Origin of the sequence: Mesorhizobium sp. BR1-1-3 (genome assembly GCF_020165455.1) — a bacterium.
Classification (GTDB): Bacteria; Pseudomonadota; Alphaproteobacteria; order Rhizobiales; family Rhizobiaceae; genus Mesorhizobium; species Mesorhizobium ciceri.
This window is the reverse complement of sequence record NZ_JAIUIC010000015.1, coordinates 24,534-50,220: the sequence shown is the minus strand read 5'-3', so window position 1 is coordinate 50,220 and position 25,687 is coordinate 24,534. Positions and strand designations below refer to the sequence as shown.

The following is a 25,687-nucleotide window of genomic DNA, read 5'->3' as shown; positions in this document are numbered from 1 at the left end:
TCACATCCTCGGAGCCCAATAGATAACAAGATAGAGCACGACCCATGAGACGACGACGAAGTCCCAGTAGAAGGCGTTGTCCGAGACGTCGCTGAAGCGGCGGCCTGCCTTGCCTTTTTGCGTGAACATGAGAACCGCCAGGACGATCGTGTCGCCGACATCGGTAAGGAGATGCGTCGTATGCAGCCCGAGCAGGAACCAGACGATCGATCCGTAAGCGTTCTGATCCCAGGAAATCCGCAGAGCCGGAAATTCCCAGATGCGAACGATCAGCGGAAGAATGCCGACGATCGACATGACGACCATGCCAAGGCGAACTTTCGCCAGGTCCTGGCGACGTGCCCAAACCTCGATCATGTGGTTGGGCACGACGCTCGCAACCAGAATAACCAGTACTGCCGTCCCCGGCAGCAGATCTGGCGCAGGGGCCCCAATGGGCCAATGCCGGGCCAGCACGGCCAGATAGAAGTAAGTGCCTATCGCCAAGGCAAAACCGGTTGCCTCGAGGGCAATGAAGGCAAGGGTTCCCCACCACATCGGGCTCGCTGACCCGAAATCGTATGTGGGCAGGTGACTGACGTCGGCGACGGGGCGGTGCCTCATTCCTCGTCCTCCGGTTCGCCTTTCGGCCAGAACCAGCAGATGAAGCCGATCGAAACCGGGATCGCTCCCCAGACCACCGCCCACGGCGTGTATATCGAACCGAGAAATGCGCCGCCGACTGCGATGGCCGACAGCAACGGCCAGATCGAGTTGTCAGCCGATGGTACCCTTACTTGCGGCATCGCATCGGCGACCGTGCCGGCGAGCACCTCGCGGGCGTCGACACGCAGACCTTCGACCACTGGGAGCACATCGGGCTCGGCCCAAAGCGGTTCGCGGTGAGTTACCACGGGCAGCCGCGAAAAATCGTAGGAGGGCGGCGGCGACGTCGTCGCCCATTCGAGCGTGCTCGCGCCCCAGGGATTGTCTCCTGCAATGCGGCCGTTGCGGAGGCTGAGAAAGAGATTCAGGAAGAAAAGCGCGAAGCCCGCGAACACCACCAGCGAAGAGAGGCTGATGAAGAGGTTCATCTCGCCCCAGCCGCTCGCCGGCGGATACGTATAAACGCGGCGCGGCATGCCTTGCAGACCGAGAATATGCATGGGGAAGAAGGTGAGATTGAACCCAAGGAAGACGAGCCAGAAATTCCAGCGGCCGAGCCTCTCGGACAGCATGCGTCCGGTGATCTTGGGAAACCAGTAATAAACGGCGCCGAGCAGGGGGAAGACGGCGCCCCCGACCAGCACATAATGGAAATGGGCAACCACGAAATAGGTGTCGTGCACCTGCAGGTCGAGCGGCACCGAGGCGACCATGACGCCGGTCAGGCCGCCGATCACAAAGGTGAAGATGAAGCCGAGAACGAAAAGCATGGGCGTGGCGAAGATCGGCCGGCCGCCCCAGATCGTCGCAATCCAGCAGAAGATCTGAACGCCGCTCGGAATGGCGATCATCATCGAGGAAGCGGTGAAGAAGCTCTCGCCGAGTTGCGGCAGGCCGGTAGCGAACATGTGGTGCACCCACAGGCCGAAGGAAAGAAAACCGATCGCGATCAACGACAGCACGATCCCGAGATAGCCGAACACCGGGCGGCGAACGAAGGTCGGCAGGATCGCGGAAACGAAGCCGGTCGCCGGAATGAAGATGATATAGACCTCGGGATGGCCGAAGAACCAGAACAGATGCTGCCACAGCAGTGCATCGCCGCCTGCTGCGGGGTCGAAAAATTTTGTGCCGACCAGGCGGTCGAGGATCAGCATTGTGCTCGAGACCATCACGGCCGGCATGGCGAACAGGATGACGAAAGCCGTAACGAGGACGGACCAGACATAGAGCGGGATGCGGTCGAGCGACATGCCGGGGGCACGTTGTTTGAAAACTGTCGCGATGATCTCGACCGCTACCGCGAGGGCGGACACTTCGGTGTAGGTCACCATCTGCGCCCAGAAATCGGGGCGCTTGCCGATGCCATATTCGGGTCCGGCGAGCGGCACATAGGAAAACCAGCCGGCATCCGCACCGGTTTCGAAGGCGAAGGCGATCCAGATCATCAGCCCGCCGGAAAGATAGACCCAGTAGCTGAATGCATTGAGCCGCGGAAAAGCGACATTGCGAGTGCCGATCATCAGCGGCACCAGGTAAATGGCGAAAGCTTCCATCACCGGCACGGCAAACAGAAACATCATCGTCGTGCCGTGCATGGTGAACAGCTGGTTGTAGAGATCGGGACCGACATGGCCGGCCTCAGGCTGGGCAAGCTGGAAGCGCATGGCGAGCGCTGACAGACCCGCAAGGATGAGAAACAGGAAAGCCGTCACGATATAGCGCCGTCCGATCAGCTTGTGATCGACCGTGACCAGCCAGCCGTAGAAGCCTTTCGGCGTTCGCCAGGCATGCGCCAGAAAGGCGCGCAGTCTCACCTCTTCGAGACCGGTGTCACGGATGCCTTTCAGGGCCTCCTGAGTGTGCTCGGCCGGCTTTCCCGCAAGGCCACTCATTCGAGGCTTCCGAGATAGGTGACGACCGCGTTGAAATCGTCGGCGCTAAGGGCAATGCGCGGCATCTTGGCGCCGGGCTTTATCGACTGTGGATCGGCGATCCAGGCGGCGAGCGCGCCAGGGGTCATGGCGAGCGTATCCGCGGCCAGTGCGCGTCGGCTGGCGAGATGAGTTAGGTCAGGTCCCACCGTTCCGCTGGCAGGCGTGCCTCTTATCGTGTGGCAGAGCGCACAGCCGGTGGACAGAAATGCCTGTTGGCCGCGGCGCTCTTCGTCGCCGCCAGGCGCGGATGCGACGGCGTTTTGCCTGGATTGCCATGCTTCGAACGCTTCGCGGCTTTCCGCGATGACGGTGATGGCCATATGGGCGTGCTGATAGCCGCAGAATTCGGCACACTGGCCACGATAGATGCCGGGCTTATCGGCGATGAGTGTGAGCTCACTCGGCCGGCCCGGAATGAGATCGCGCTTGCCGGCAAGGTTCGGCACCCAGAAGCTATGAATGACATCGAGCGAATCGAGTTCGACCTTGACCGGTTCGCCAACCGGGACATGGATTTCATTTGCCGTGACGATCGATTGGGACCGATCATCTCCGGGATACCGGACCTCCCACCACCATTGGTGCCCGGTGATGCGCACGGCAAGCGTTTCCGTTCCACTCAGCGAAGCAATGGATTTGCCGGCGAAAAAACTCGCTATCGTCATCATGATGAGCACCAGAACGGTCAACGCAATGGCGCTGCCGACAGCGCGGGTAAATCGGCGCTCCTGACGAGAATCGATCTCGAGCGGCGAGCGCGTTGTCTCGGACAGGCGACGACGCAAAAGCGCTGCCGCCAGGATCAACATGACAAGCAGCCACGTGGCCACTGCGATTGCGCTGAAGGACCAGATCAGATCAAGGATTCTCCGGGCATTCGCACCGTGTGCATGGAGGGCCGATTGCCTGTCGCCGCATCCTGCCAAGGCCAATATCGGCGCTGCGCTGATCGCCCTCAAACGCCGTTGCGCGGCCGTTCCCTGAACGGTGCCAGGCAAGATTTGCCTAGGACATGTGGGGGCAAGCGACATTCGCGGTCGTGTCAGCCTGCGAGAGCTGGCCAACGGACTCATGCACCTCGCCATGAAGGATCCACCATCGTTGCCAAGGCCATAACGCGGCTGACTGAAAAAGGATGCTTGGCAACACCGCCCGGCTGAAAACCGACGCGAAGCGGTGCGGGTTAGACGATGCGCAACTGCTGGAAAGCCTGTTGCCGCCGACTGCTCGTTTGAATCCAGAAAGCGACCAGGAGCAGTGCGGCTCCGCCATAGATCAGGCCGGCGGGAATCCACATGATCAAGCCTGCAAGTTGCTGGTCCTCGAGCGGGTTGAGCCCCCATAAATCCGAGCCGATCGCATTATCCGGATACCACAGCCTGGGCGAGACGACGAGCAACACCCCGAGCAGCCCGGTGTGGAGGGAGGTGAAGAAAAGATGCATCACGGCATTGCCGCAAGCCTGCTCGCGGCCAAGGCGAGGCAGCAGCACCCACCAGAACAAAAGCCCGCTACCGAGGAAACTCGCGTGCTGGGCATAATGCAGGAAGCCCTGCTGGAGGGCAGCCTCGAACAGCGCCGGGACATGCCAGATCCATATCGCGGCTCCGTGCAGGACGGTCGCGACCACAGGACGGCTGATGAACGCCCAGACCGCCCGAAGCGCATTTGCATGTCCGGCCGCTCCGAATATCTGGCGCAGCTGTACCGGCAAGGCCCAAATCATCGCCGCCGTCGGGCGGGAGGCAACCAGCAGAGGCGCTGCGACCGCCATCAGCAATTCGTGCTCGATCATGTGCGCCGCAAACACATGTTCGCCCAATGCATGGATCGGGCTTACAAGGGCGAACGCCAGGACGGACCAGCCGGCAGCAAACAGCAAGGCCTGCCGGGATCGCAAGCGACGTCCACGTCCGCTCCGTCGCCACAGCCGGCCAGCGCCGGCAACATACAGCAAAAGGATTGCCGCCAGTGGCAATGTGATGGGTAGCGCCAGAGTCCAACCAGCCTGCGGAGCGCCGTTGCCATAGCAAATCGAGGTCGAAAAGAGCGCGTCGAAGCTCATGATCCGCATCCGTCACCCGGAAGAGCGCGGGTTCATCTGGAAAGATTCAGAATGAAGCCACTGAGGCGCGCTGTTCCACCTCCCTGCGCCGCCTCTAGGCATCCATCATCGATTTCGCCGGCTCACGGGCGATATTTTCTTCTATGCGTTCGTGTCCCGGCGTCCGCGGCAGGGCCTGGCGGAAGTTCTTGGCGTAGTCTGCCGGCATTTTGGGCGGCATCAGCGGCTCATAGGCATCTACCAGCGCTTCGATCACGACAGGGCCTTGCGTGGCGAAAGCCTGGTCGAGAACCGTCTCGATCTGATCGGGCCGCTCGATGCGAAAACCCTTTGCGCCCATTGCTTCTGCCGCCTTGGCAAAATCGATCGGCTGCAGTTCGCAACCGAATTGCGGGTTGCCCAGAAACATCATCTGCTCCCAGGCGATCTGATTGAGCATGTTGTTCTTGATCACCAGAACCTTCAGCGGGATCTTGTAGCGCACCGCCGTCGAGAATTCGCCGAGCTGCATGGCAAAGCCGCCATCGCCGACGATAGCGGCGACCGGTCGACCGGGAAAAGCTATGCCGGCAGCGATGGCGTAGGCCAGACCGCACGCCATCGACGCCAGCGATCCGGACACCCCGAATGCCTGGCCGCTGCGAAGATCGACATGGCGGGCGGCCAGCTCCGTATTCTGACCGGAATCCGTGGCCAGCACTGTGTCGTCGGCCAATCTTTGTCCGAAAGCCCGGGCAATCGCTTGTGGCTTCAATGGTTGCGCCTGCATGTCTTCCGACTGCCGCATCATCTCGCGCCATTTTCTCATGGTCTCCTGGGAACGGCGCAGGAATTCATCCGAGGGCTTTTGCGTCAGGCGCTGGTTGAGCGCGCGCAATGTCTCTGCCGCGTCGCCGACAAGGCCGGCCTCGACCGGAAAGCGCAAGCCGATCCGTTGCGCATCGCAGTCGATCTGGACGCCACGGGCCTGTCCGGGCTTCGGGTAGTATTCGATGTAGGGAAAGGTCGAACCGATAATCAGCACTGCGTCACAGTTCTCCATCGCCTCTTGCGAAGCCAGGGTTCCAAGAATGCCGATCCCGCCGGTGGTGTAGGGATGGTCGTCCGGCAGCACCGCCTTGCCCAGCAAAGCCTTCGCGACAGGCGCCTGCAGCAGGCGCGCCGTGTGTTCGAGTTCGGCGGCCGCGCCGATGGCGCCGCGCCCGGCCAGGATCGCAACCCGCGAAGCGTCATTGAGAATGGCGGCGGCTTTGTCGAGCTCAACGTCCAGCGGTACGCTGTGACCGGCGAACATATCCTGCGGCGTGTGCGCCGGGCGATTGCGCTTGGAGCGCTTCGACGGATCACGCTCCTGCTCCTGGATGTCGCTGGCAATCGAAAGATGGGCGACGCCCTTGCGCGCCAGCGCGGTTCGACAGGCAAGGCTGGCGACGTTTTCCATATGCGCGGCGTCGGCAACATGGGCGTTATAAACGGAGACATCGTTGAACACGCGCGTCAGATCGACATCCTGTTGCGTGAACGTCTCGATCAGATCGTGGAACTGCATGCCCGTAATCGCCAGCACTGGAGCCTGGTCGAGCTTGGCGTCATAGAGGCCGGTCAGAAGATGTGTTCCGCCGGGGCCGGACGTCGCAAGGCACACGCCCAGCTTTCCTGTCCACTTGGCATACGCACATGCCATGAAGGCAGCCGACTCTTCATGCCGGACCTGAACGAAGGCAATTTTGTCGCGCCGCGTCCGCAACGCTTCCATGACCCCGTTTATGCCGTCTCCCGGCAAGCCGAACACCACCTCCACGTCCCAGGCGACGAGTGTGTCGATCAGAATTTCTGCTGCATTTGGCATGTCAGGGTAGCTCCGGGTGGATGGTGTCCGAACCGGTGAATCCCGAGTTGGTTCCTTCGTCGCAATAAATCGTGACAGGTTTCTGGGGCGATCTTCCTGGGGCGGTCTATTCGATCTGCTCGAACGTGCATTGCCGTGGCGCCTTGTCGGGGCGCCAGCGCAGCAGTTTGGTGCCATGGCGAAACCGATTGCCGGTGACGTGGTCGAACCGGACCTCCACCACCAGTTCAGGTTCCAAAGGCTCCCATTGTCCGCTGCGCTCCGTGCTCCAGCGGCTCGGGCCGCCGGGCGCCTTGCCGGTGAATCCGGGCTCTGACCGCAGCCCTTCCAGCCGGCGCGTGAGCGCTCCTCTGTCGGTCCTGGCGATGGTCGACGTGAAGCCGACGTGATCGAGCTTGCCGTCGTCATTGTAGAGGCCGAGGAGCAGTGAGCCGACCTCACGGCTACCCGCGAGATAGCGGAAACCGCCGACAACGCAATCGGCGGTGCGCCTCGGCTTTACCTTCACCATCGCACGTTCGCCGCACAGATAATGCTCGTCGAGCACTTTGGCCACGATGCCGTCGGTCGATGCATGGCCGGCCCCGTTCAGCCATCGAGCCGCCGTCGCTGCATCATAAGTGCACTTCGACAGGCGAAGATCCGGACTGTTCGAGGAGGTCACGAAGTCCTCGATCGCTCGCCGCCTTTCGACAAGTGGTTTGCCCGTGATGACCTCGCCGCCCGGCCTGGCAAGCATGTCGAAGAGGATCAGACTGGCAGGCGTCTGCGAACTCAGTTTGCGGATTCTGCTTTGTGCCGGGTGAAGACGCATCTGCAGCGCCTCGAAGGAAAGCTCACCGTCCACCTCGATGACAATCTCGCCGTCGATGACGAAATGCCCGCGCTTGAGGTCACGCAGGATCTCCGTGATTTCCGGAAAATAGCGGCCGAGCGGCTTGCCGGATTTGGCGCGCAGGTCAACGGTGTCGTCGCTCTTGAAAGCAAGGCAGCGGAATCCGTCCCATTTAGGCTCGTACTGCCAGCGGTTCCCATCCCTTGGGATTGCATCGGCAAGCCTGGCCTCCATCGGAGACGTATCCAGCGGGAGCGGGAAGGCGTTTATCGGCTCATGCACGGATCAGGCCTCCAAAACCGGTTCAGGAACGGCTCCGGCTTTTCAACTTCCAGGACAGCACCGCGTTCCATCTGACGGGTTCATGGCAGGTCCTTCGCGATGGACATTTTCATTTGCCGCCGGAACCCGGTGACGGCTGGCCGCTTTGATGTCATCGGCGGCGCGAAAGGAGATGCCCATCGACCTCTCATTGTGGACAGCTTTTGTCGGAACCGTCATTCTGATGCAGGTGCCGCCAGGCCCCGACAGCATGCTGGTGATGGCCCGCGGCATCGGACACGGGCGCGGCGTGGCGTTGTTCACGGTACTCGGCATGACGCTGGGCGCCGGACTGGTGCAGCTTCCGCTGATTGCATTCGGCCTGTCTTCGCTTGTCCACGCCTCGCCGGTGGCGTTCAATCTGCTTCGATGGGCCGGGGCGGCCTATATCATGTGGCTGGGTTTCCGGCTGCTGCTTTCAGCCTCGGCAACCATTCCCACAGGTGACATCAAGGCCCTGCGGCCGCTCGCCGCCGCCCGGGAAGGAATGATCGCCAATCTGAGCAATCCCTGGCCTTTGATGTTCATGGTTGCGTTCCTGCCGCAATTTGTCGACCCGCATAGGGGCTCCGTCACGTTGCAACTGGTGCTGCTTGGCGCAACACAGAAGATAACCGGTGTGCTGGTGCTGGGAGCCTGCGCCTTGGCATCGGGCGCGGTCGGCGCATGGGTCATGCGGCACCCTCGCGCAAGGCTTTGGCAGCAGCGGCTCGCCGGCTGTCTCATCATCGGCCTCGGCGTGCGGATGGTGATCGGCGGCAGTACGAGCCGCTGACTTCAAGAAATAGCTTTTGTGCCACGTCGCCTGAAGGACTGGCTTCGACACATGCATTCTCTTCTTCAGGCAAACGGAGCATTCGCTTTGACGTTCGGCTCCGCCGCCGTCGCGGGCCGGGACCGTGTCCAGGAACAAAAAACCTGACCGGAGGTTCGAATCTCGATCTCAATGCAGCTGCAACGCTTCATCGCCATGCGATTGGAATGTTCGTCATGATTTCTTGCGTGGCCCCGGTAAAGACGCGCCTTCAATGAACAAGCCGCCCGAGAATGCTGGCCAAAGGGAAAGCAGGCGAAAAGGGGGCGGCGTCGTTCGGGCGCTTGGGCTTGGCCTGATCACCGGCGCGGCCGATGATGACTGCTCGGCCATCGGTACCTACGCAAGCGCCGGAGCGCGGTTCGGCCCCGACCTGCTGTGGACGGCACCTGTCACGCTGCCGATGATGTATCTCGTCGTCTACCTTTCATCCAAACTTGGCCAGGTTTCGGGTCGCGGGCTTTTCCAGGTCATATCGGACTTCTATCCGCGTTGGCTGCTATGGTTCGTGCTGGTGGGCGTGCTGATCGGCAACACGATCGAGGCAGCCGCCGACCTTGGCGCCATGTCGGCGGCTATTGTGCTGTTCGTTCCGCTGCCTGCTCCGTTGGTCGTCACTGCCGTTGCGGTCGTCATTTTTGCCCTGCAGGTGCTCGGGTCGTACAAATTGATCCGAAATGTGTTCCGGTGGCTGGCTCTGGCTCTGCTTGCCTATGTGGTCTCCGCAGTGCTTGCCAAACCGGATGCCGCTTCCGTCCTGCGTGGCACGCTGTTGCCACAAATCGAGTTCAGCCGAGAGTACCTGTCCATCCTCGTCGCCATCGTCGGGACCACTCTCTCCGCATACCTTTACACGTGGCAGTCCAATCAGGAGGTGGAGGAGGAGATCGCCAAGGGTCGAACGAGCCTCGAAGAGCGCAAAGGCGCCACCGAGGGTGAACTGCGCCGATCCCGCCGCGATATCCTGATCGGCATGACGTTCTCCAATCTGATCATGTATTTTATCATCCTTTCGACCGGGTCGACGCTCTACAAGGCCGGACACACGCAGATCGAGACAGCGGCACAGGCGGCCGAAGCGCTGCGGCCGCTTGCCGGCGACGCTGCCGGCATTCTCTTTGCGGCCGGTGTAATTGGCGTCGGCTTCCTGGCCGTGCCGATCATGACCGCTGGCGCTGCTTTCGATTTCGCCCAGGCGATGGGATGGAAGAATAGCCTGCATGCCAAACCCCGGCAGGCTCCCAAATTCTACATCGCGATCGGGGTCATAACGCTGGTGGCGGTGGGTCTCAATTTCTTCGGCTTCAACCCGATGAAAGCTCTCGTCTGGTCCGGCATCGTGCAAGGATTTTCAACGCCGCCGCTGCTGCTTCTCATCCTCATCATGACCAACAATCGCAAGATCATGGGCGACAAGGTCAACAGCACAAGCACGAACATCCTGGGCGGCGTGACGACCTTGGCGATTTTTGCGGCGTCGGCGGGATTGGTGGCAAGCTGGTTCTTGTAGCTCGCATGGCATGACAGATGTTCAGGCACGGTGGAACATCGGCGGTCAAATCCCGTTGAGACGCTTGTGGGAGAAAGGAGGTTGTCCATGTCAAAGTTGCAGGCCGCAACTCCGGACCGTTTAAGGCAACTCAGGCTTGAAGCTTCAGCACATTTCGCTCCGTTGATGCTGAACGAAGCCCTGTTGCGCCTTTCCCATGCCTGCGGAGGCGACAGCCTCGACCGCTTCGAGAAAGCCATGGTTGATCAAATCGAGGCTGCCAAGGACGATCGGGCCGATTTCGAAACGATCAAGGAACTCGCGATCGAGCAGCTTTACGCCCTGGTCCGGAACGCCAACGATTCGCCGAAAAAGAAACAGTCGCTGGAGAAGATCGACACGCGCAGAACGCCCGGCCGGTCCGAAGAACCACGCACGCTCGAGGACCAACTGCAGGCGGGGTTGGAGGATTCCTTTCCGGCGAGCGATCCGCCTTCGGTGGTGTCCACGACCATTTCAGGCGGAGCAAAGAAGCTGGTCGGGACCGACGAGGTCCTGGAGAAGCAGCGGCGACAAGCGTCCAGCAAGGAAGATCGCTCGTAGACCGCGGTGCCGGCTAGGGTTGGCGGCAAACCAAAGAGTGCGGACGCGCCAACGGAAACAGCTGACGCCATCGCATCAAAGTTTGACAGCCGCCTCCCGCGCCCAGAGCCGCAGTTTGCGGCATGACTGCACAAACGCAGCTACCGAAGCTGCCGAATCCAGCCGCCTCAGCCCCTCATCGGCATCGGGAGCGACGCCTGCTTTGATCAGGAGCGGCTCGGCCCCGGAGGTGAAGCCGATGAACTTGCAATGCGCAAACGCATCAGACACGAAATCCTTCGCAGCGGCCTCCTTGACCAGTAGCCCGGCGCCCGCCTCGGAGAGGAGCAGCACCACCGCGTCGAACAAAACGGATGGACCGCCGTCGATCATGTGCCTTGCTTCGATGTGGGTGCCGTCGGCGGCTTCGACGCCGCCCACCTTGGGCGCAACCACCTCCATCACCGCGCCTTCCGCTTCGATGGCGGAACGAAGTTCCTCGAACAGCGCGACATCGGCTCCATCGCTGAGCATGACACCGACTTTGCGGCCTTCGAAACTGTCGGGCCCGTTTTGGATGATGCTGAGCGCCGGCGACGGCGGCAAGTCATCGCGCGGTGGAACGGCGGCTTCGGCAGGTTCGGGCATGTCACGGATGCCGAGCTTGTCGGCGACCGTGGTCGCCAGCGTTTCATCGATGTTCAACAAATGCGAAACCATGCGTTCGCGGATCGCCGGGGCCTGGACCTTGCTCAGTTCAAACGTCAGCGCCATTGCGATGTGACGCTGCTCCGGTGGTGTCTGGCTGTTGAAGAATTGCCGGGCCTGGCTGTAGTGATCGGCGAAGCTCTCCGCGCGCAGACGTACTTTCTACCCTTCTTCGGCATCGGAGAAAGAACGGAAGCCACGCTGCGGATCCTCGCGCGGTCCCAGTCCCCATGAGTTCGGTTCATAGTTGGCGCGACCGGCCGGATTGCGCATGGCCATGTGCCCGTCCTGTTGAAAATGGGCGAACGGGCACTTCGGCGCATTGATCGGCAGATGGGTAAAGTTCGGACTGCCCAGCCGCTTCAATTGGGTATCGAGATAGGAGAAGTTGCGGCCCTGCAGAAGCGGATCGTTGGAGAAATCGATTCCGGGCGGCACATTCTGCGTCATGAATGCAACCTGCTCGGTCTCGGCGAAGAAATTATCCGGCATCCGGTCGAGCACCAGCCGACCGACCGGAATTGGTTCGAGAACCTCTTCGGGAATGATCTTCGTTGCGTCCAGGATATCGAAGTCAAAACTGTCGGCAAACGCCTGATCGAACAGTTGCACCGTCAACTCCCATTCCGGGAAATTGCCGGCCTGTATGGCCTCCCACAGATCGCGGCGATGGAAGTCGGGATCGGCGCCGTTGATCTTGACCGCCTCGTTCCAGACCACCGATTGCATGCCGAGCTTCGGTTTCCAGATGAACTTGACGAAGGTGGATTCGTCCTTGGCGTTGACGAGGCGGAACGTATGCACACCGAAGCCTTGCATGAAGCGGAAGGAACGCGGGATGGCGCGATCCGACATGATCCACATCACCATGTGCATCGATTCCGGCATCAGGCTGATGAAGTCCCAGAAATTGTCGTGCGCCGTCTGTGCCTGCGGAAAAGCACGGTCGGGCTCCTGTTTGGCGGCGTGGATCAGATCGGGAAACTTGATGGCGTCCTGGATGAAGAAGACCGGAATGTTGTTGCCGACCAAATCCCAATTGCCTTCCTTGGTGCAGAGCTTGACCGCAAAGCCGCGCACGTCGCGGGCGAGATCGAACGAGCCCTTGTTGCCGGCAACCGTCGAGAAACGAACGAATGCCGGCGTCTTTTCACCAGCTCGCTGGAAAATGTCGGCACGTGTGTATTTGGCCAGTGAGTCGTAGGTCTCGAAATAACCATGCGCGCCATAGCCGCGGGCATGGACGACCCGTTCCGGGATGCGTTCGTGGTCGAAGTGGAAAATCTTCTCGCGAAAGTGAAAGTCTTCGATCAGCGATGGTCCGCGTTCACCGATCCGCAATGTGTTTTGGTCGTCGGAGACAGGCGTTCCGAGCGCCGTGGTAAGGACAGGCGTGTCGTCTCCCGCGATCTGGTGCAACTCGCCGCCATTTCCGCGCGCGCTATTCTGATCCAGTCCACTTGCCGATTGGCGAGCGGAGGGGCGAGCGGATTTGGCCATGACAGGTCCTCGATCGATACTGGAAGGTTGAAGTGGCAAGCCATCAAACTGCCGGTGAACGGCTTTGTTCCCGTAAAAAAGCGGACGCTGTAGATACCACTGTCGAAGGAGGCGTCGCTGCTGCGGCGATGGTATGCGCCGATCGCATGACAGACATCTCCGCCCGCGAAGAATTGTGAAGAGTTGTCTCCAGCAAGAGGAACGAACCAAACTTCCATGCATTTAGCTGAGGCTGCGTTCACACACTCTTTCTTCTGGGAGCTGGACCATTGTCATCCGGAGGCTGCCTTTTGGCCGACCAGGAAACCAATGAAGTTTCCATCGTTGACCTGATACCCGCCCTGCGGGCATTCGCCCGCACCTTCTGCCGCGTCCCCGACGATGCTGACGATCTCGTGCAGGAGACACTGACCAAGGGTCTCGCCAACATCGACAAGTTCGAACCCGGTACGCGAATGAAGTCGTGGCTCTTCACCATCATGCGCAACACCTATTATACCCGGGTCAAGATCGCTGCCCGGGAGGCGCCAGGCCTGCTCGACTGCGCCTCTTCGAGACCAATTTCGGAAGCCACCCAGGAATGGACTGTTCAGAGCAGGGAAGTTCACGGCGCCATTCAAAGACTGCCTGAACACCAACGCGAGGTGCTGATGCTGATCGGCGTTTTGGGAGTGAGCTACGAGGAAACCGCCGATATATGCGGTTGCGCGGTCGGGACGGTCAAAAGCCGCCTGAACCGTGCGCGCGCCAACATCCTTGAACTCCTAGGGGAGAGTTCGCTGGAGACATTGATGGAGAGGAGAAACCAGCTGTCGGACGGTCAGCTCGACGTCGAGGTCGACAGCCGCAGATAGTCAGTTGTTCGCGTCGCGCCGACGTTTCTCGACGAGCGCGTTCTGCAATTCGATCGCCAGCTTGGTGAGGCGGTCCGGAATCTTTTCCTGCTCTATGGCTGCCAGCAGGGAGGCAATCTCCCGATCCACCGCCATCTCGACATGCGGATCCGCGGTATCGTCGCTCGAACGAGACATCACATTCTCTTGATAGCGGTCCCTTGATCGTAGTGTGGTGATAAGCGCCCGGCATTACAAGCCTGTGTCCACCGCCGAGAAGCTGACCGGCGGACCCTTGCACAGGTTTATTTCCTTGCTCCTTGGTCGCCCCGCGGACCACAGGCCCGCGCGGTGGCGTTCAGTCCTTCGGCAATCGATTAGCGGCGTAATCCTTCGGACTTGATCCGATTGCCGTCCAGCCCGCGCTCCTCCTTCGAATCGAGGACACTCGTTGGTGCCCTTTGCTCGACGTCCGAACTGGCATCGTGCTGTAATGTTCCGTCTCACCGAGCGAGCAAAAAAGCGTTGCCATCCCATGATCGAAACGGCTTCTCACCGTCGATGAGGACCCGCAATTGATGAGCTTGCGCCAGACGGCCGATATCGTCGCGGTCTGAGAAAAGCGATCCGCGATAGGAATAGTTCAGCAAGGCGAGCCAGCCCGGCCGTTTCAGAACGCGCGCAATTTCTTCGAAATGCCGCTCTGCCATGCCGGCCAGAACCAGATAGGGAAAGCTGTCGACCGCCAGCACGCAATCGAAACTGGCATCGTCGAAATCGGCCAGATCGAGACCGGAGGTTTGTCGTAACTCGACATTGCCGAGTGCGGCGCATTGCTCTGAGGCGATGGAGATCATTCGCGACGATATATCGATACCGACCATCCGCTTGAAGGATCTGCACAGCGCACGCTCGAAACGGCCGATGCCGCAACCGATGTCGAGAATGCTCCGTTCCCTTCCGGTGAATTCTCGGGCTTCCAGCCATGCGACGATTTCGTTGGTCGTGGCTGTGAGCCTTTCCACATCGCCGAGGGACGCCAGTTGGACACTCGCGGCTCCCGAAATCGCTGCCGCGGCATCGAAGCTGGACGCCAGCCGCATGACGACATCGGCATTCGTCTCGTCCTCATTGCGCTCATGGCGAACGGCGCCGCCCGTCGCTCGCAACATGGCAAAGACGTCTGGTTTGCAGCGCAGCAGTCCGGCGACCTTCCGCAATCTTGCCGCGTCGCCGGTATCCGCCGGACGGACTTTCAGCACGACCTCCGCCAATTCCGCTGCCCCAATTGTGGGCGGCAGGTGGAGCGCCAGCCTGACGAGAACACCTTCGGCGCAAATACCGTCGGCCATGCAGTCTTCAACCGCCAGCCTGACCGATGTCCGGCGCTGGGCGCCTTTCGGTGCGGTTACACTCATGGGTCAACTCCGCGTCCAGACCCTGCGCATCGTCCACCTGTCGGCGGCGCCCCAGCCATATTTGTAGGCCTCCTGGCCGCGCAGGAAATCGAACTCGCGCGCATCTTCGCGGATCGACTCCACGATTGCGTGGCCAATCAGGATCGCGCCCGGGCTCTCCTCGGCATAAGCAGGGTCGAACCCACCCAGATAAGCGTAGGCACGGCCGCGGTGGTGAAATCCGTAATAGGCACCGATGGTCCTGTCATCGATCGCGAGCAGCCAGCATCGCACCAGACCATGAGCATCGAGCAAGGGAAGCGAGAGCCGATGGAATTGCTCGACGGCGGGGTTGGCCAACACACCCCCTCCGTGTTCGGCCCATCGCACATTGTGCAGGCGGATCAATTGATCGAGGAAGGTTTGCGGACTGCCGTTTGCCGATGACAGCGCAATCCGGCCGCATCTTGATGCCGCCTGGCGCGCCCGACGCAACTGGCGTCTGCGTCTTGCGGGGACGCAGCCTGCCAGCGTTTCGTCGCCGGCGATGGCGAGCACGGGGCAGGCGGCATGGGCGGTCGGCCGATCCATCTCGGGATGCTTCATCGCAAGGGCGACGCTGTCCTGTGGCAAGTCCGACAAGATCCATTGCGCCCACCCGATCGTGAAGATCGACTCGGTGATAATGCCGACAACCTCGGCTTCGATACCAGGGACAGCCAGGATGTCCAGATAATCGCTGAGCGAAATGCCGACCGGAAGCAGCTTCGAACCAGCCGTCCCATGCTCCAGGTAACACGGCGCCAGCCCGACCAGATCCCCGCCGTGCCAGACCGCGACTGTCGCCAGTTCACCGGGTGCGAATGCGTGCCACCATGGCACCAGCCAGGCGGGAGATTGAAACGGCGTCGCCGAGGGACTCTGCTGCCACAGTTTCCACCAGTGCGGCGTCAAGGCGTCGAACTGCGCGGGGTCACCGATGATTTCGCAGCGCAGCACCGCTTTGCTCACGGCGTCGCAGCCAAGCGCCGGCGACCAGTGCCAAGCTGTGCCAGCGCCTGATAAGCGTCCATGTAAGACGAGATCATCCGTTCCAGCGAAAACCGCCGTCGCGCCTCCGCCCTGCATGTCTCGGCATCCAAGCTGGGCGCCGCAAGAATGGCTTGGGCCATCTCGTCGACCGTGTCGACGAGAAAGCCCGTCCTGCCGTGCTCTACGACATCGGGAAGCGCACCATTTGGAAAGGCGACTACCGGGGCACCGCAGGCGAGGGCCTCCATGGCCACAAGCGAGCTGGTCTCGGCTGCGAGGCTCGGAATGACCAGACAGCGCGCTGCGTTGAGAAAGCGTCGCTTGGCGGTGAAGCCGAGCGGACCAAGGAAGCGGCGGCGGCCATCGAGGCGAGATTGGACCTCGTCGCGAAAGTACCGCGTATGTGTTTCGTAGGGATAGACCTTACCGCCGACGACCAGCGGAACGCCTGCTAGTTTGGCTGCATCGAGCGCCAGGTGAATGCCCTTCTCCGGGCAAACCCGGCTCAGAACCAGGGCAAAGTCGCGCTTCGGCTGCGGCAGGTTCAGTGCTTGGATGTCGACGCCGTTCGGAATCGGTGCCGTCAGCCTGGCGCCTGATGGCGCGGTTTTCTGCTGGCTGGGTGAGACCGCATGAAGCCAGAGGTCGCCACGCGTCGGGCGCAATGCCGCGGCCGGATACCAATCCAACGGCAGGTGGAGGGTCACCAAGGTCGGACCATCGTCGGGCAGATAAGCGTCGAAATCGATGCCGTGCAGATGAACCACATCGATGGGCCATCGGGCGCGGGCAGCGGCGATCGCTTTGCGATGGGCCTCTTGCGCGCGGCGCTTCGCCGCCTCGTCGAGCATGCCGTTTTCGGCCGGTATTTCCACAAGCGTGCCGCTCGTGCTGGAGCCACGGCAAGCAATGACGATAGATCGATGGCCGGCGTGAACCAACGCCCGATCGAGCATCGACAGAACCTGTTCGGCACCGCCGACAGCGTCGGGTCCGACGGGCGCGAGAGGGTAGGCGACATTGAGGACGGTGAGTGTCGCGGCCGGTTGCGTCCCGGTGCCCTGCGCCGCATCCCCACCTGTCAGTGGTGTTGCGAAGTCCGGCATCTGATGCATGGGCAGCATGACGATTTCACGCGGCCGAGGCCCGCCGCGTGGGGAGCGAGGCGGATGTCATGCCAGGCGCATAGCGGCGGATCATGGTTGAGCAGAATTCCGCGAACTCCTCCGGCACCAGTGGCGGGCTGGTGTGGTGGGGCATCATTCCGCGATGCTGAGGTGTGAAGCAGAAGGTGACCGTCACGTCGAAATCGGCGAGTGCTTCCATCTGCCGGTCGAACCAGTCCAGCGCATTCGGCCGAAAACTGTCCGCCCAGGAAAGCCCGGTACGCATATTGGTGACACCCAGCCGCTTCAGCCAGGCGACAGCGTCGTCCAGCCGCGGATCTTCGAAATGAAACCACTGCACCAGTCCCATTGCGGGTGTATAGCGCAGGAATTCCTCCAGCGCGGGCTTTGGCGTGCCGTCCTGGCGCAGCAGCCCCATATGGAAATGACGGTAATAAGAGGAGCCTTCGGCTTCGCGGTGACGCGTCGTTGCTTCCCATTCACGCGGAAGATCGTAGAGGCTGTACCACTGGACGCGTGGTGCATTGCCGAGCAGCAATTCAGCTGTTCGCTTGAGCCCCCAGACCTGGATTTCCTCGGCGCCGAAGGTCGATACGCCGACTTCGCTGACCCAGATGGGAAGGTCGGTGACGGTCGCGATCTCGCCGATCTTCTGCGGCCATTCCTGGATTTGCCACAGGTTCCAGTCGAGCGGAAAGCCGTGCACGGCGACGGCGTCGACATGATCCAGCACGCCGAATTCCTTCATGCGGGTGATGAATCCCGGGTCTATCGGCGAGATGCCACCGAGCACTTTGGTCAAAGCCGGGTTTTCAGATGCGATTGCGTCCGCCGCCAGGATTGCCATCCTGGCGAAGCGGCTCCAGTCGGGGTCGAGCTCGGGATCCCAATGCGATTTGTTGTTGGGCTCGTTCCAGATCATCGCGGCTTCAATCATGGCGCTGTCCTTTCGAGGGGTAGACGGGACCGCCACTGGCCGGGTCGCCTGCGGCCCGGCAGAAATAGACCTCCTGCTCAGGGTGCAGAACGATCTCGAAACCGGCGCTGCGCAGCATCGCTTCGGTGCAGGCTCGATTGGGTATCCACCAGTTGGTCGGGTCGTCGGCATAGCGGTGCTCGATGAAATGGAGCTTGGGAAATTCCGGCCGGTCGAACAGGTCATGCGTCCAGAAATGATAGTTCTCTTCCATCTCGGGAAGATCGGTGCTGCCGCGCTGCATGGACTGGAAGATCATCAGATCACCGGCGACATGCTCACGGATAAGGTCGAGCGCAAGCAACGGGTGGCGCAAGTGATAAAGCACCCCCATGAACAGCACGATATCGAATGTTTCGCGCAGGGCGCCGACGTCGTAGACCGACAGTTTCTGGAATTCGATCTCGCAATTGGCGATCTCGGCGGCAAAGCGGGCCTGCGCCAGATAAGCCTCATCGAAATCAATGCCGAGGACACGGGCAGCACCTCGCCGTTTCATCTCGACGGAATAGAAGCCGGCATTGCAGCCGATATCCAACACCGTCTTGCCTGTCAGATCCGCGGGAATGGCCTCGGCGAATTTGCGCCATTTGATCAGCGGGTAATTGCCGAGAAAATGGTTGGGAGCGGTTTCGACACCGGCCAGTTCCATGTTGTGGAACCATGGGCCGAGAGCATCGATACGGCGGCGGATTTCGGCATGGGAATGCAGCATGGTCAGGCTCCTTCGCCGGGAACGACAGGCACATGCGGGTGTGCTCCACCCACAAGCATGGCGGTTTGGCGTTGTTCGGATGCGACGCCCTCTTCGAGCAGCCGAAGAGCCGTGCGATAGCCGTTGAAGGTGCCGACATCGACGTAGGAGACTCCGGCCCTGACACCGTAGGCTTCACCGCCGGCAGCCAGATAGGCATTGATCAGGGTGCCGATATATTCGTCACGCCGGTCCCGTTCACGCCAGAGTGCAGCGAGTTGGTGCAAGATCCGGCCCGGCATCTTGAACGCCCCCCAGATCCAGTTCGTAGCAGCGTCTTGCCGCTTGACCTGAATTTCCTTCACCCGATCTCCCTCGTCGAGAACCACGGCATCGAAAAATTCCGGGCGGTCCACCGGGAAGAGCAGAAACGATAGGGAACTATCCGGCAGGCAGGAGAAGCCGTCCTCGGGGAACCAGATCGTATCGGGCAAACCAATCAAAACCGTCTCGTCGGGCGCGACGAGAGGCGCTGCCCGAAAAATCGCATCGCAAAGTCCAACAGGGTTGGGCTGCACCACGAACAGAGCCGCAGCGTCACCATAGCCGGCGGCGTAATATTCGAGAATGTCGGATTTGCCCGATCCGATGATGAAACAGATCTTGTCGACGCCGGCGCGCACCATCCGCCGCACCAGGTACTCGCTCACCGCGCAGGGACGCTCCGTCTGTCCATCGATCCGACTGCCTACCGGCAGCAGCTCTTTCGAGAAGCCGAGCGGTTGAATGCGGCTGCCGCGCCCGGCAGCGGGCACAATGCCCAACATCAGACTGCTTCCATCATCGGTTCGCGGGGAGATCTTTGAAAGGCGTCGTTTAGAATGTGGTCCAGCTCCGCCGCGCGCCGGGCAGAAGTGTGTTCATCCAGAACCCGTTCGCGCGCACGGGTTTTGATGGCATCGAGTTCATCTGCCGGCAAGGCGAGCGCCGCGACCACGTCATCGGTGTCGTGGGCCAGCAGGATCTCGCTGCCGGGTTCGAAGAAGCTGCTCAGGCCAGGCCAGGTGTCGGTTATGATCGGCACCCCGCATGCCGCCGCTTCGAACAACCGGCCCGAAGGACACCAGCCTTTTTGCACCATCGCCTCGCGGGTGACATTCAGCGTCAGTCGGGAGGATGAGAAAAACGCCGGATGATCGGCCGGTGGCAGATGCCTGACGAAGAAGATGTTGTCGCCCCACGGGAATTCCTGCGGATACTGTGCGCCGCCGATGATGAAGCGCTGATCCGGTAGACGCGCGGCGGTGCGGACCAGCAGCTTTTCGACGCCGGCCTGGCGATCCGCCGCGTAGGTCCCGAGATAGGACAGATCACCGGCGAATTCGGCCCGCTTCTCTGCCGGCCGGTGTTGGTCGGGATCGACGTGCCCATAGAGCGGCACCACATGGCGCGCACCCAGAACCGTCTTCAGCGCGTCGACCGCCGAGCCGCCGGTGTAACTCAGGACGAGGTCGAAATCGGCAAGACCCTCAGGGCCGAAATAGGGTGGACGCTCACCTTGTTCGATGCGGGCAAGCGTGACCGGAGTGTCCAGATCGTAGAACACACGCAGTCCGCGGCCTGCCTGCTGCGCCAGCCGCGAGGCGTCCACGGCGTCGGGACAATAAGAGGTGACGATAACGACATCCGATTGCTTGACTGTTTGCTCCGCGACCCGGCGGATGTCCTCCCAGTCCGGGTAGAGCACGACGTTGCCGCCGTTCAGGCGATCAAGATCGCGCGCTCCGGCATAGTAGGGCGTGTCGCGTTCGAAGAAGGTAACTGACCAGCCGCGCCGGGCGAGGGCTCGGATCAGTCCCCTCCATAAGGTGGCATGGCCGTTGCCCCATGAAGACGTGACGGTAAGACCGAAAATGACCATCTGCATCCGGCAAATCCTCGTCAGGCAACTTCGTTCAATCGGATCAGCTTCGCCCCCCAGTCCCCCGACACGATCGTCGTGATCGAAGCGGGATCGATGTCGAAGCGAAAGCAGTCGCCGGCCGGCAAGCCAAGGACCTTGCAGACGGCGGCCTTGATCACATCGGCGTGGCTGACCAGGGCGACACACTGATTCTGATGCTTCTCGTGGACAGCATTCATCACCGCGACGACGCGCTGCTGGACATCGTGCATGGTCTCGCCACTCGGTGTCCTTGCCACTTGCCGCTGATCATTCCAGGCTCGCCAGCTGGCGTCGCCATTCAGCTCATCGAAAGTCTTTCCCGACCAGTCGCCGAAGTCGATCTCGTCAAGTTCGGCGCAGATCGCGATTTCTCCGACACCGCAGGCGAGCGCAACTGGCAGCGCCGTCTCTCGGGTACGCTCGCGCGGGCTGCACAAGATCGCGACGATGGGCTCCCGGGCCATGCGGCAGCCAAGCTGCGTTGCCTGCGCCTTACCGGCATCGCCGAGGCAAACGCCGTCCATACGGCCTGCCAGATAGGAGCCGACATTTTCGTGTGCCGCATGGCGGATCAGAAAGAAGGTCGTCGTCATTCTGCGGCATCGAGCAAAGGCTCGTCCTTGCCTGCGATAAAAGCGAGCGTGCGCTGCCGCGCTTCGGCGTCGGTGAACTGTTCGGGAGGCGACTTCATAAAATAGCTGCAGGGACCGGTCAGCGCGCCGGCTATGCCGCGATCGAGCGCCAGCTTGGCGCAGCGTACCGCATCGATCACCACGCCGGCCGAGTTGGGCGAATCCCAGACCTCCAGCTTGAGCTCGGCATTGAGCGGCACGCCACCGAAGGTCGTGCCTTCGACCCTTATATAGGCCCACTTGCGATCGGTGAGCCAAGGCACATGGTCGCTCGGGCCGACATGGATGTTGCCCGGCTCCAGGGGAACATCGAACTGGCTGGCCACGGACTGTGTCTTGGAGATTTTCTTCGATTCCAGCCGCTCGCGTTCCAGCATGTTGAGAAAATCGGTGTTGCCGCCGAAATTCAGTTGATAGGTGCGGTCGATGCGTACGCCGCGTTCACGGAAGAGATTGGCCAGCAACCGATGCACGATGGTCGCGCCGACCTGGCTCTTGATGTCGTCGCCGACCAGCGGCAGCCCGCGCTGCTCAAAGCGCCGTCGCCATTCCGGACGTGAGGCGATAAAGACCGGTATGCAATTGACGAAGGCGCAGCCGGCCTCGAGTGCGCATTCGGCATAGAAGCAGGTCGCCTCCTCGGAACCCACCGGCAGGTAGGAAACCAGCACGTCAGCGCTGCTGTCACGCAGGATCTCGGTGACATTGGCAACCGGCTCGGGAGCTTCTTCAATCTCGTCGCGCAAATATTTGCCGATCCCGTCCAGCGTCGGTCCGCGCTCGACGCGAACGCCGGTTGTCATGGCGTCGGCAAAGCGGAACGTGTTGTTGGGGGCGGCGTAGATCGCTTCCGCGACGTCGAGGCCAACCTTGCTCTTGGCGACATCGAATGCGCAGACAATCTCGATGTCGTCGACATGGTAACCGCCGAGGTCGGCATGCATCAGCCCAGGGATTGGTTCGTTGCTTTTAGCGTGACGATAGAACGAGAGGCCCTGCACCAGGGAGGATGCGCAATTGCCGACCCCAACGATACCAACACGAACCTTTTTCGATCCCACGAAACCGCCACCCTATGTTGTTCAAAGGTAAGTTCCTGGCGCCGAACCATCAGCTTGCCGGAATGTTCCTCCGCCCATCGAAAAATTGCGCGAGACAGCATGGATCGAAGCCGCATCCGATGCGTTCCCGCACGGCAAGCATTGGAAACCGATCGATGATCGTCTACGGCGACCACAAGCGGACGCAGGACGCACAACAGCTTCGCGAAGCAGCAGGCGAAATGGCCGTAAGACTTGATCGGATGTCTCATGGCATCCGACGCCATGCTGCATTGGTCGGACTGTTCATCAGCGTGTCGGAGCTGGTTCAGGCGCTTGCCGACGTCGATTTCGGAACCTGCGGCATCGACATTTTTTCGCCACGGCAACAGCAAGGCGCCAGGCTGCTGGTCGGACTTGCGGCAGAGGTAGCGAAGTCGTGGCGAAGCGGTTTCAACGTTGGCGGTGGCATCGATCCGGGACTTCTCAAGCTGCTGGCCGGGCTCGACTGTCAGGCCGAGGTTCTGACCGGCTCCGCCGAGGGTTATGCGCATTATGCGCTTTATCCCGAAAGCTATTTGGACGCGGCGCAGAAGTCGGGGCTCGATGCGAACACATGCGTTATCGGTGTCCGCAGCATTGGCCTTGGGCTCGCAGCTATGGTGGCGGCCTCGATTGGCGCGCCGGCGCCATTCAGCGTTCGTCCGATCGGCCATCCCTTCCACAGGCACATCAACGCCGATCCGCGGTCGATCACCGCCTGGAAGAACAATCCATCGGCGCGTTTCGCCGTTGTCGACGAGGGTCCCGGCCTGTCCGGCAGTTCGATGCATGCCGTTGTCGTTTGGCTGCGTGAACTGGATGTCGATACGGACCGCATTCACCTGTTTCCCAGCCATTCAGGCGGCCCGGGCAGCGAAGCGTCGCCGGAGGCTCGGGAAACGTGGTCGCGCTGTCCGAAACATGTGGCGACGGCGTTTGAATGCACCTTCTCCGAAAGCTCGAAAATTCCCACGCTGCGCGATTGGGTGGCCGAGGCGGTCGGCAGGCCGGAATTAAACCTGACCGAAATATCTGGTGGCGAGTGGCGGGCCGCCCACTATGCCGACGAAGGACGCTGGCCGCCGAGCCCACGCGGTACCGAGCGGCGTAAATTCCTGGCGTCCGCCGGGCGTGACCGCTGGCTCGTCAAATTCGCCGGCCTCGGCGAAACCGGACTGCGCAAGAAACGAGCCGCGGCGATGTTGCATGAAGCCGGCTTCGGATCGCAAGTTGTCGCGCTTTGCCATGGCTTTCTGGTTGAACGGTGGATTGACGGCAGCACGATGGATCAGGCGCCGCTGCCCAGGGAAAGACTGATCGCGGAGCTCACAAACTACCTGACCTGGCGTGCGCTCAATCTTCGAACTTGCGAACCGGGTGCATCATTGCTTGCGCTCGCGGAGATGGCTGTTTCCAATGCGTCGGAAGCCTTGGACGAGAAACGCGCAGCGACGTTGCGCGGTTGGCTCTCGAAACCGACCTTTGCGCATGTGCTGCAGCGCGTTGAAATCGACGGAAAGCTTCAACCGTGGGAGTTTCTCGTTCGTGCAGATGGCACGGTGCTCAAGACAGATGCTGTTGACCACTGCCGGGCACATGATTTGATCGGCTGCCAACCGATTGAGTGGGACATTGCCGGCGCCCGCGTCGAGTATGGACTGTCCGACAGCGATGTGAGGACCTTGGTCGAGGGAATGGAACTTGCCATCGACCATGACCACATCGGCTTTTTCGAACCATGCTATTTGGCATTCCAACTCGGGCTCTGGAGCACGGCTGCGCAATCCGAAAACGGCGGGGAAAAAACAAGACTGGCCGAGATGGCAGACCGATATAGGATGCCGCTGATACGGTTCCTGGACGAATGCCGGATATGATCGTTCCGATCAGTCCAGCCTTCGCAGCATGTCTGCTTCCTGCTCGAGAATAGTGGCCACTTCCTCGCGCTGCAGATGCGTCATCATCAGGCTGACGCAGCACTCGAGATAGGTAATCGAGGCGCGCCGCAGATAGGCAGCGGTCTCGCGTTCGGCCATCTGGTCGATATCCCTCGAGGGGCGCTTGGGTTGCATGAGGGTGATCCTCCGTATCGGGTCCTCCTGCCAAACCACAAGCCTGGGCGGATGTTCCGCACGATCTCGGGAAAGGTTCGGTGCCATCTCGCATCACGCCGGAAGGTTCTGCAGCCCTCCGGGTGCGGGCCTCGCTCTTTTGGCAAAGCCGGTCATCTGATCGCCGATGCGGCTGCCTTCGAGAGCTGCGAAATAATCGATCGTCAGCTTGAGCCCTTCGTTGAGGGGCACCTTCGGCGTCCAGCCGAGCAGCGCTTTTGCACGCGAAATATCGGGCTGCCTGCGCCGAGGATCGTCTTGCGGCAGCGGTAGAAATCTCAGATCCGATTTGGTACCCGTCATCGCCTTCACCAACGCAGCCAGTCGCACGATGGTGAATTCTCCGGGATTGCCCAGATTGACCGGCTTGCCTGGATTGGGATCGATATCCATCAGGCGCCTCAATCCATCGATCTGATCGGAGACATAGCAGAAGGATCGCGTCTGCAAGCCGTCGCCGAAGATCGTCAGGGGACGTTTCTCGAGCGCCTGCATGATCAGGTTCGAGACGATGCGGCCGTCCGCCGGATCCATTCTCGGACCGTAGGTGTTGAAGATGCGCGCGACGCGCACGTCGGCTTTGCCGGCTCTCAGATAGTCGAAGCAAAGCGTTTCGGCGGTGCGTTTGCCCTCGTCGTAGCAGGCGCGCGGACCGGTGCAGTTCACGTGGCCGACATAATCCTCCCTCTGGGGATGCTGTTCCGGATCGCCATACACTTCGCTCGTCGAGGCCTGTAGCAGCCGCGCGTCATATCGGACAGCGAGTTCGAGCAGGTTGAGCGTTCCAATCACGCAGGTTCGCGTGGTGTGGATAGGGTCGGCCTGGTAACGCGGCGGCGAGGCAGCGCATGCCAGGTTGAAGATACGCTCCACGGGCTCGCCGAGATCCAATGGCCGGCAGATATCCTGCTCGATCAACCGGAAACCCGGATGGTGCATGATCGAGATGATGTTCTCCATGCGCCCAGTCAGAAAATTGTCGGCGCAGATCACGCGCCAGCCGTTGCGGAGCAATGTTTCGCAAAGATGCGAACCGAGGAATCCCGCACCGCCGGCAACAAGCACTGCCTTTGCCCTTCGCGCGTTTCGTGTTTGTCGCATCGCCGTTTTCTC

At 61.1% G+C, this 25,687-nt stretch carries 24 protein-coding genes and 1 pseudogene; 5 read left to right on the top strand and 20 right to left on the bottom strand.

Translation table 11 applies throughout. The features are described from left to right. From LB559_RS27400 to LB559_RS27375, 6 genes are all read right to left on the bottom strand, one after another. Window positions 1-603 (bottom strand): heme-copper oxidase subunit III, encoded by a 603-nt coding sequence (locus LB559_RS27400; RefSeq protein WP_013533222.1) that lies wholly within the window; start codon window positions 601-603, stop codon window positions 1-3. Next, the gene (gene ctaD, locus LB559_RS27395; protein ID WP_224675434.1) at window positions 600-2,540 is read right to left on the bottom strand and encodes a cytochrome c oxidase subunit I; all 1,941 of its coding nucleotides are present in this window, start codon (window positions 2,538-2,540) and stop codon (window positions 600-602) included. Before ctaD ends, LB559_RS27400 begins: the two co-directional genes overlap by 4 nt. After that, a complete protein-coding gene (gene coxB, locus LB559_RS27390) occupies window positions 2,537-3,613 on the bottom strand; it encodes a cytochrome c oxidase subunit II (protein ID WP_411970128.1) in 1,077 nt (358 codons plus the stop codon). The genes ctaD and coxB overlap by 4 nt, the downstream gene beginning before the upstream one ends. Window positions 3,614-3,765: 152 nt before the next feature. After that, window positions 3,766-4,647 carry a cytochrome c oxidase assembly protein gene (locus tag LB559_RS27385; protein ID WP_224675433.1) on the bottom strand — a complete coding sequence of 294 codons (882 nt, stop codon included), beginning with the start codon at window positions 4,645-4,647 and terminating at the stop codon, window positions 3,766-3,768. Between the two features lie 94 nt (window positions 4,648-4,741). Continuing rightward, window positions 4,742-6,496: a thiamine pyrophosphate-dependent enzyme gene (locus LB559_RS27380; protein WP_224675432.1), complete on the bottom strand. Its 1,755-nt coding sequence runs from the start codon at window positions 6,494-6,496 to the stop codon at window positions 4,742-4,744. 106 nt (window positions 6,497-6,602) lie between these two features. After that, window positions 6,603-7,613, bottom strand: coding sequence for an ATP-dependent DNA ligase (locus tag LB559_RS27375; protein WP_027164032.1), 1,011 nt, complete (start codon window positions 7,611-7,613; stop codon window positions 6,603-6,605). Between the two features lie 148 nt (window positions 7,614-7,761). Between LB559_RS27375 and LB559_RS27370 the strand changes: the two genes are divergently transcribed. From LB559_RS27370 to LB559_RS27360, 3 genes are all read left to right on the top strand, one after another. Then, entirely contained in the window at window positions 7,762-8,427 is a 666-nt protein-coding gene (locus LB559_RS27370; RefSeq protein ID WP_318014186.1) for a LysE family translocator, read from the top strand. Window positions 8,428-8,680: 253 nt separating this feature from the next. Continuing rightward, entirely contained in the window at window positions 8,681-9,976 is a 1,296-nt protein-coding gene (locus LB559_RS27365) for an Nramp family divalent metal transporter (RefSeq protein ID WP_013533215.1), read from the top strand. 87 nt (window positions 9,977-10,063) lie between these two features. Beyond that, complete coding sequence (locus tag LB559_RS27360; protein ID WP_013533214.1) at window positions 10,064-10,558, top strand: hypothetical protein; 495 nt, start codon at window positions 10,064-10,066, stop codon at window positions 10,556-10,558. Between the two features lie 75 nt (window positions 10,559-10,633). Here the strand turns inward: LB559_RS27360 and LB559_RS27355 are convergent. Next, a pseudogene (locus LB559_RS27355) lies at window positions 10,634-12,745 on the bottom strand (catalase). A gap of 290 nt (window positions 12,746-13,035) precedes the next feature. Between LB559_RS27355 and LB559_RS27350 the strand changes: the two are divergent. Then, complete coding sequence (locus LB559_RS27350) at window positions 13,036-13,599, top strand: sigma-70 family RNA polymerase sigma factor (RefSeq protein ID WP_013533212.1); 564 nt, start codon at window positions 13,036-13,038, stop codon at window positions 13,597-13,599. Here LB559_RS27350 and LB559_RS27345 read toward each other — a convergent pair whose 3' ends face one another. The 11 genes from LB559_RS27345 to LB559_RS27295 all read right to left on the bottom strand — a co-directional run bounded on the left by LB559_RS27345 (window position 13,600) and on the right by LB559_RS27295 (window position 22,975). Next, window positions 13,600-13,776: a hypothetical protein gene (locus tag LB559_RS27345; protein WP_013533211.1), complete on the bottom strand. Its 177-nt coding sequence runs from the start codon at window positions 13,774-13,776 to the stop codon at window positions 13,600-13,602. A gap of 305 nt (window positions 13,777-14,081) precedes the next feature. Next, window positions 14,082-14,996: a class I SAM-dependent methyltransferase gene (locus tag LB559_RS27340; RefSeq protein WP_063171475.1), complete on the bottom strand. Its 915-nt coding sequence runs from the start codon at window positions 14,994-14,996 to the stop codon at window positions 14,082-14,084. A 3-nt stretch (window positions 14,997-14,999) separates the two neighbouring features. Then, entirely contained in the window at window positions 15,000-15,986 is a 987-nt protein-coding gene (locus tag LB559_RS27335) for a GNAT family N-acetyltransferase (protein WP_013533209.1), read from the bottom strand. Beyond that, window positions 15,983-17,131 (bottom strand): glycosyltransferase, encoded by a 1,149-nt coding sequence (locus LB559_RS27330; protein ID WP_013533208.1) that lies wholly within the window; start codon window positions 17,129-17,131, stop codon window positions 15,983-15,985. Before LB559_RS27330 ends, LB559_RS27335 begins: the two co-directional genes overlap by 4 nt. Before the next feature lie 7 nt (window positions 17,132-17,138). Beyond that, complete coding sequence (locus LB559_RS27325) at window positions 17,139-18,071, bottom strand: hypothetical protein (protein ID WP_063170148.1); 933 nt, start codon at window positions 18,069-18,071, stop codon at window positions 17,139-17,141. Further along, on the bottom strand, window positions 18,064-18,825 hold the full coding sequence (locus LB559_RS27320) for a TIGR04290 family methyltransferase (RefSeq protein WP_224675430.1): 762 nt from the start codon (window positions 18,823-18,825) through the stop codon (window positions 18,064-18,066). Before LB559_RS27320 ends, LB559_RS27325 begins: the two co-directional genes overlap by 8 nt. A 2-nt stretch (window positions 18,826-18,827) precedes the next feature. Continuing rightward, window positions 18,828-19,631: a sugar phosphate nucleotidyltransferase gene (locus LB559_RS27315; protein WP_024502357.1), complete on the bottom strand. Its 804-nt coding sequence runs from the start codon at window positions 19,629-19,631 to the stop codon at window positions 18,828-18,830. Next, complete coding sequence (locus LB559_RS27310; protein WP_224621630.1) at window positions 19,631-20,731, bottom strand: glycosyltransferase; 1,101 nt, start codon at window positions 20,729-20,731, stop codon at window positions 19,631-19,633. Before LB559_RS27310 ends, LB559_RS27315 begins: the two co-directional genes overlap by 1 nt. A gap of 14 nt (window positions 20,732-20,745) precedes the next feature. Next, window positions 20,746-21,342, bottom strand: coding sequence for a histidine phosphatase family protein (locus LB559_RS27305; RefSeq protein WP_024502359.1), 597 nt, complete (start codon window positions 21,340-21,342; stop codon window positions 20,746-20,748). Further along, window positions 21,339-22,442: an inositol-3-phosphate synthase gene (locus tag LB559_RS27300; RefSeq protein ID WP_013533202.1), complete on the bottom strand. Its 1,104-nt coding sequence runs from the start codon at window positions 22,440-22,442 to the stop codon at window positions 21,339-21,341. Before LB559_RS27300 ends, LB559_RS27305 begins: the two co-directional genes overlap by 4 nt. Next, the gene (locus LB559_RS27295; RefSeq protein ID WP_224675429.1) at window positions 22,325-22,975 is read right to left on the bottom strand and encodes a hypothetical protein; all 651 of its coding nucleotides are present in this window, start codon (window positions 22,973-22,975) and stop codon (window positions 22,325-22,327) included. Before LB559_RS27295 ends, LB559_RS27300 begins: the two co-directional genes overlap by 118 nt. 24 nt (window positions 22,976-22,999) lie before the next feature. Between LB559_RS27295 and LB559_RS27290 the strand changes: the two genes are divergently transcribed. After that, a complete protein-coding gene (locus LB559_RS27290) occupies window positions 23,000-24,340 on the top strand; it encodes a hypothetical protein (protein WP_224675428.1) in 1,341 nt (446 codons plus the stop codon). A 9-nt stretch (window positions 24,341-24,349) separates the two neighbouring features. On the opposite strand, the gene LB559_RS27285 is transcribed toward LB559_RS27290, so the two are convergent. Next, window positions 24,350-24,535 carry a hypothetical protein gene (locus tag LB559_RS27285; protein WP_013533200.1) on the bottom strand — a complete coding sequence of 62 codons (186 nt, stop codon included), beginning with the start codon at window positions 24,533-24,535 and terminating at the stop codon, window positions 24,350-24,352. 93 nt (window positions 24,536-24,628) lie between these two features. Continuing rightward, window positions 24,629-25,675 carry a UDP-glucuronic acid decarboxylase family protein gene (locus LB559_RS27280; protein ID WP_224675427.1) on the bottom strand — a complete coding sequence of 349 codons (1,047 nt, stop codon included), beginning with the start codon at window positions 25,673-25,675 and terminating at the stop codon, window positions 24,629-24,631. Window positions 25,676-25,687: the final 12 nt, after the last annotated feature.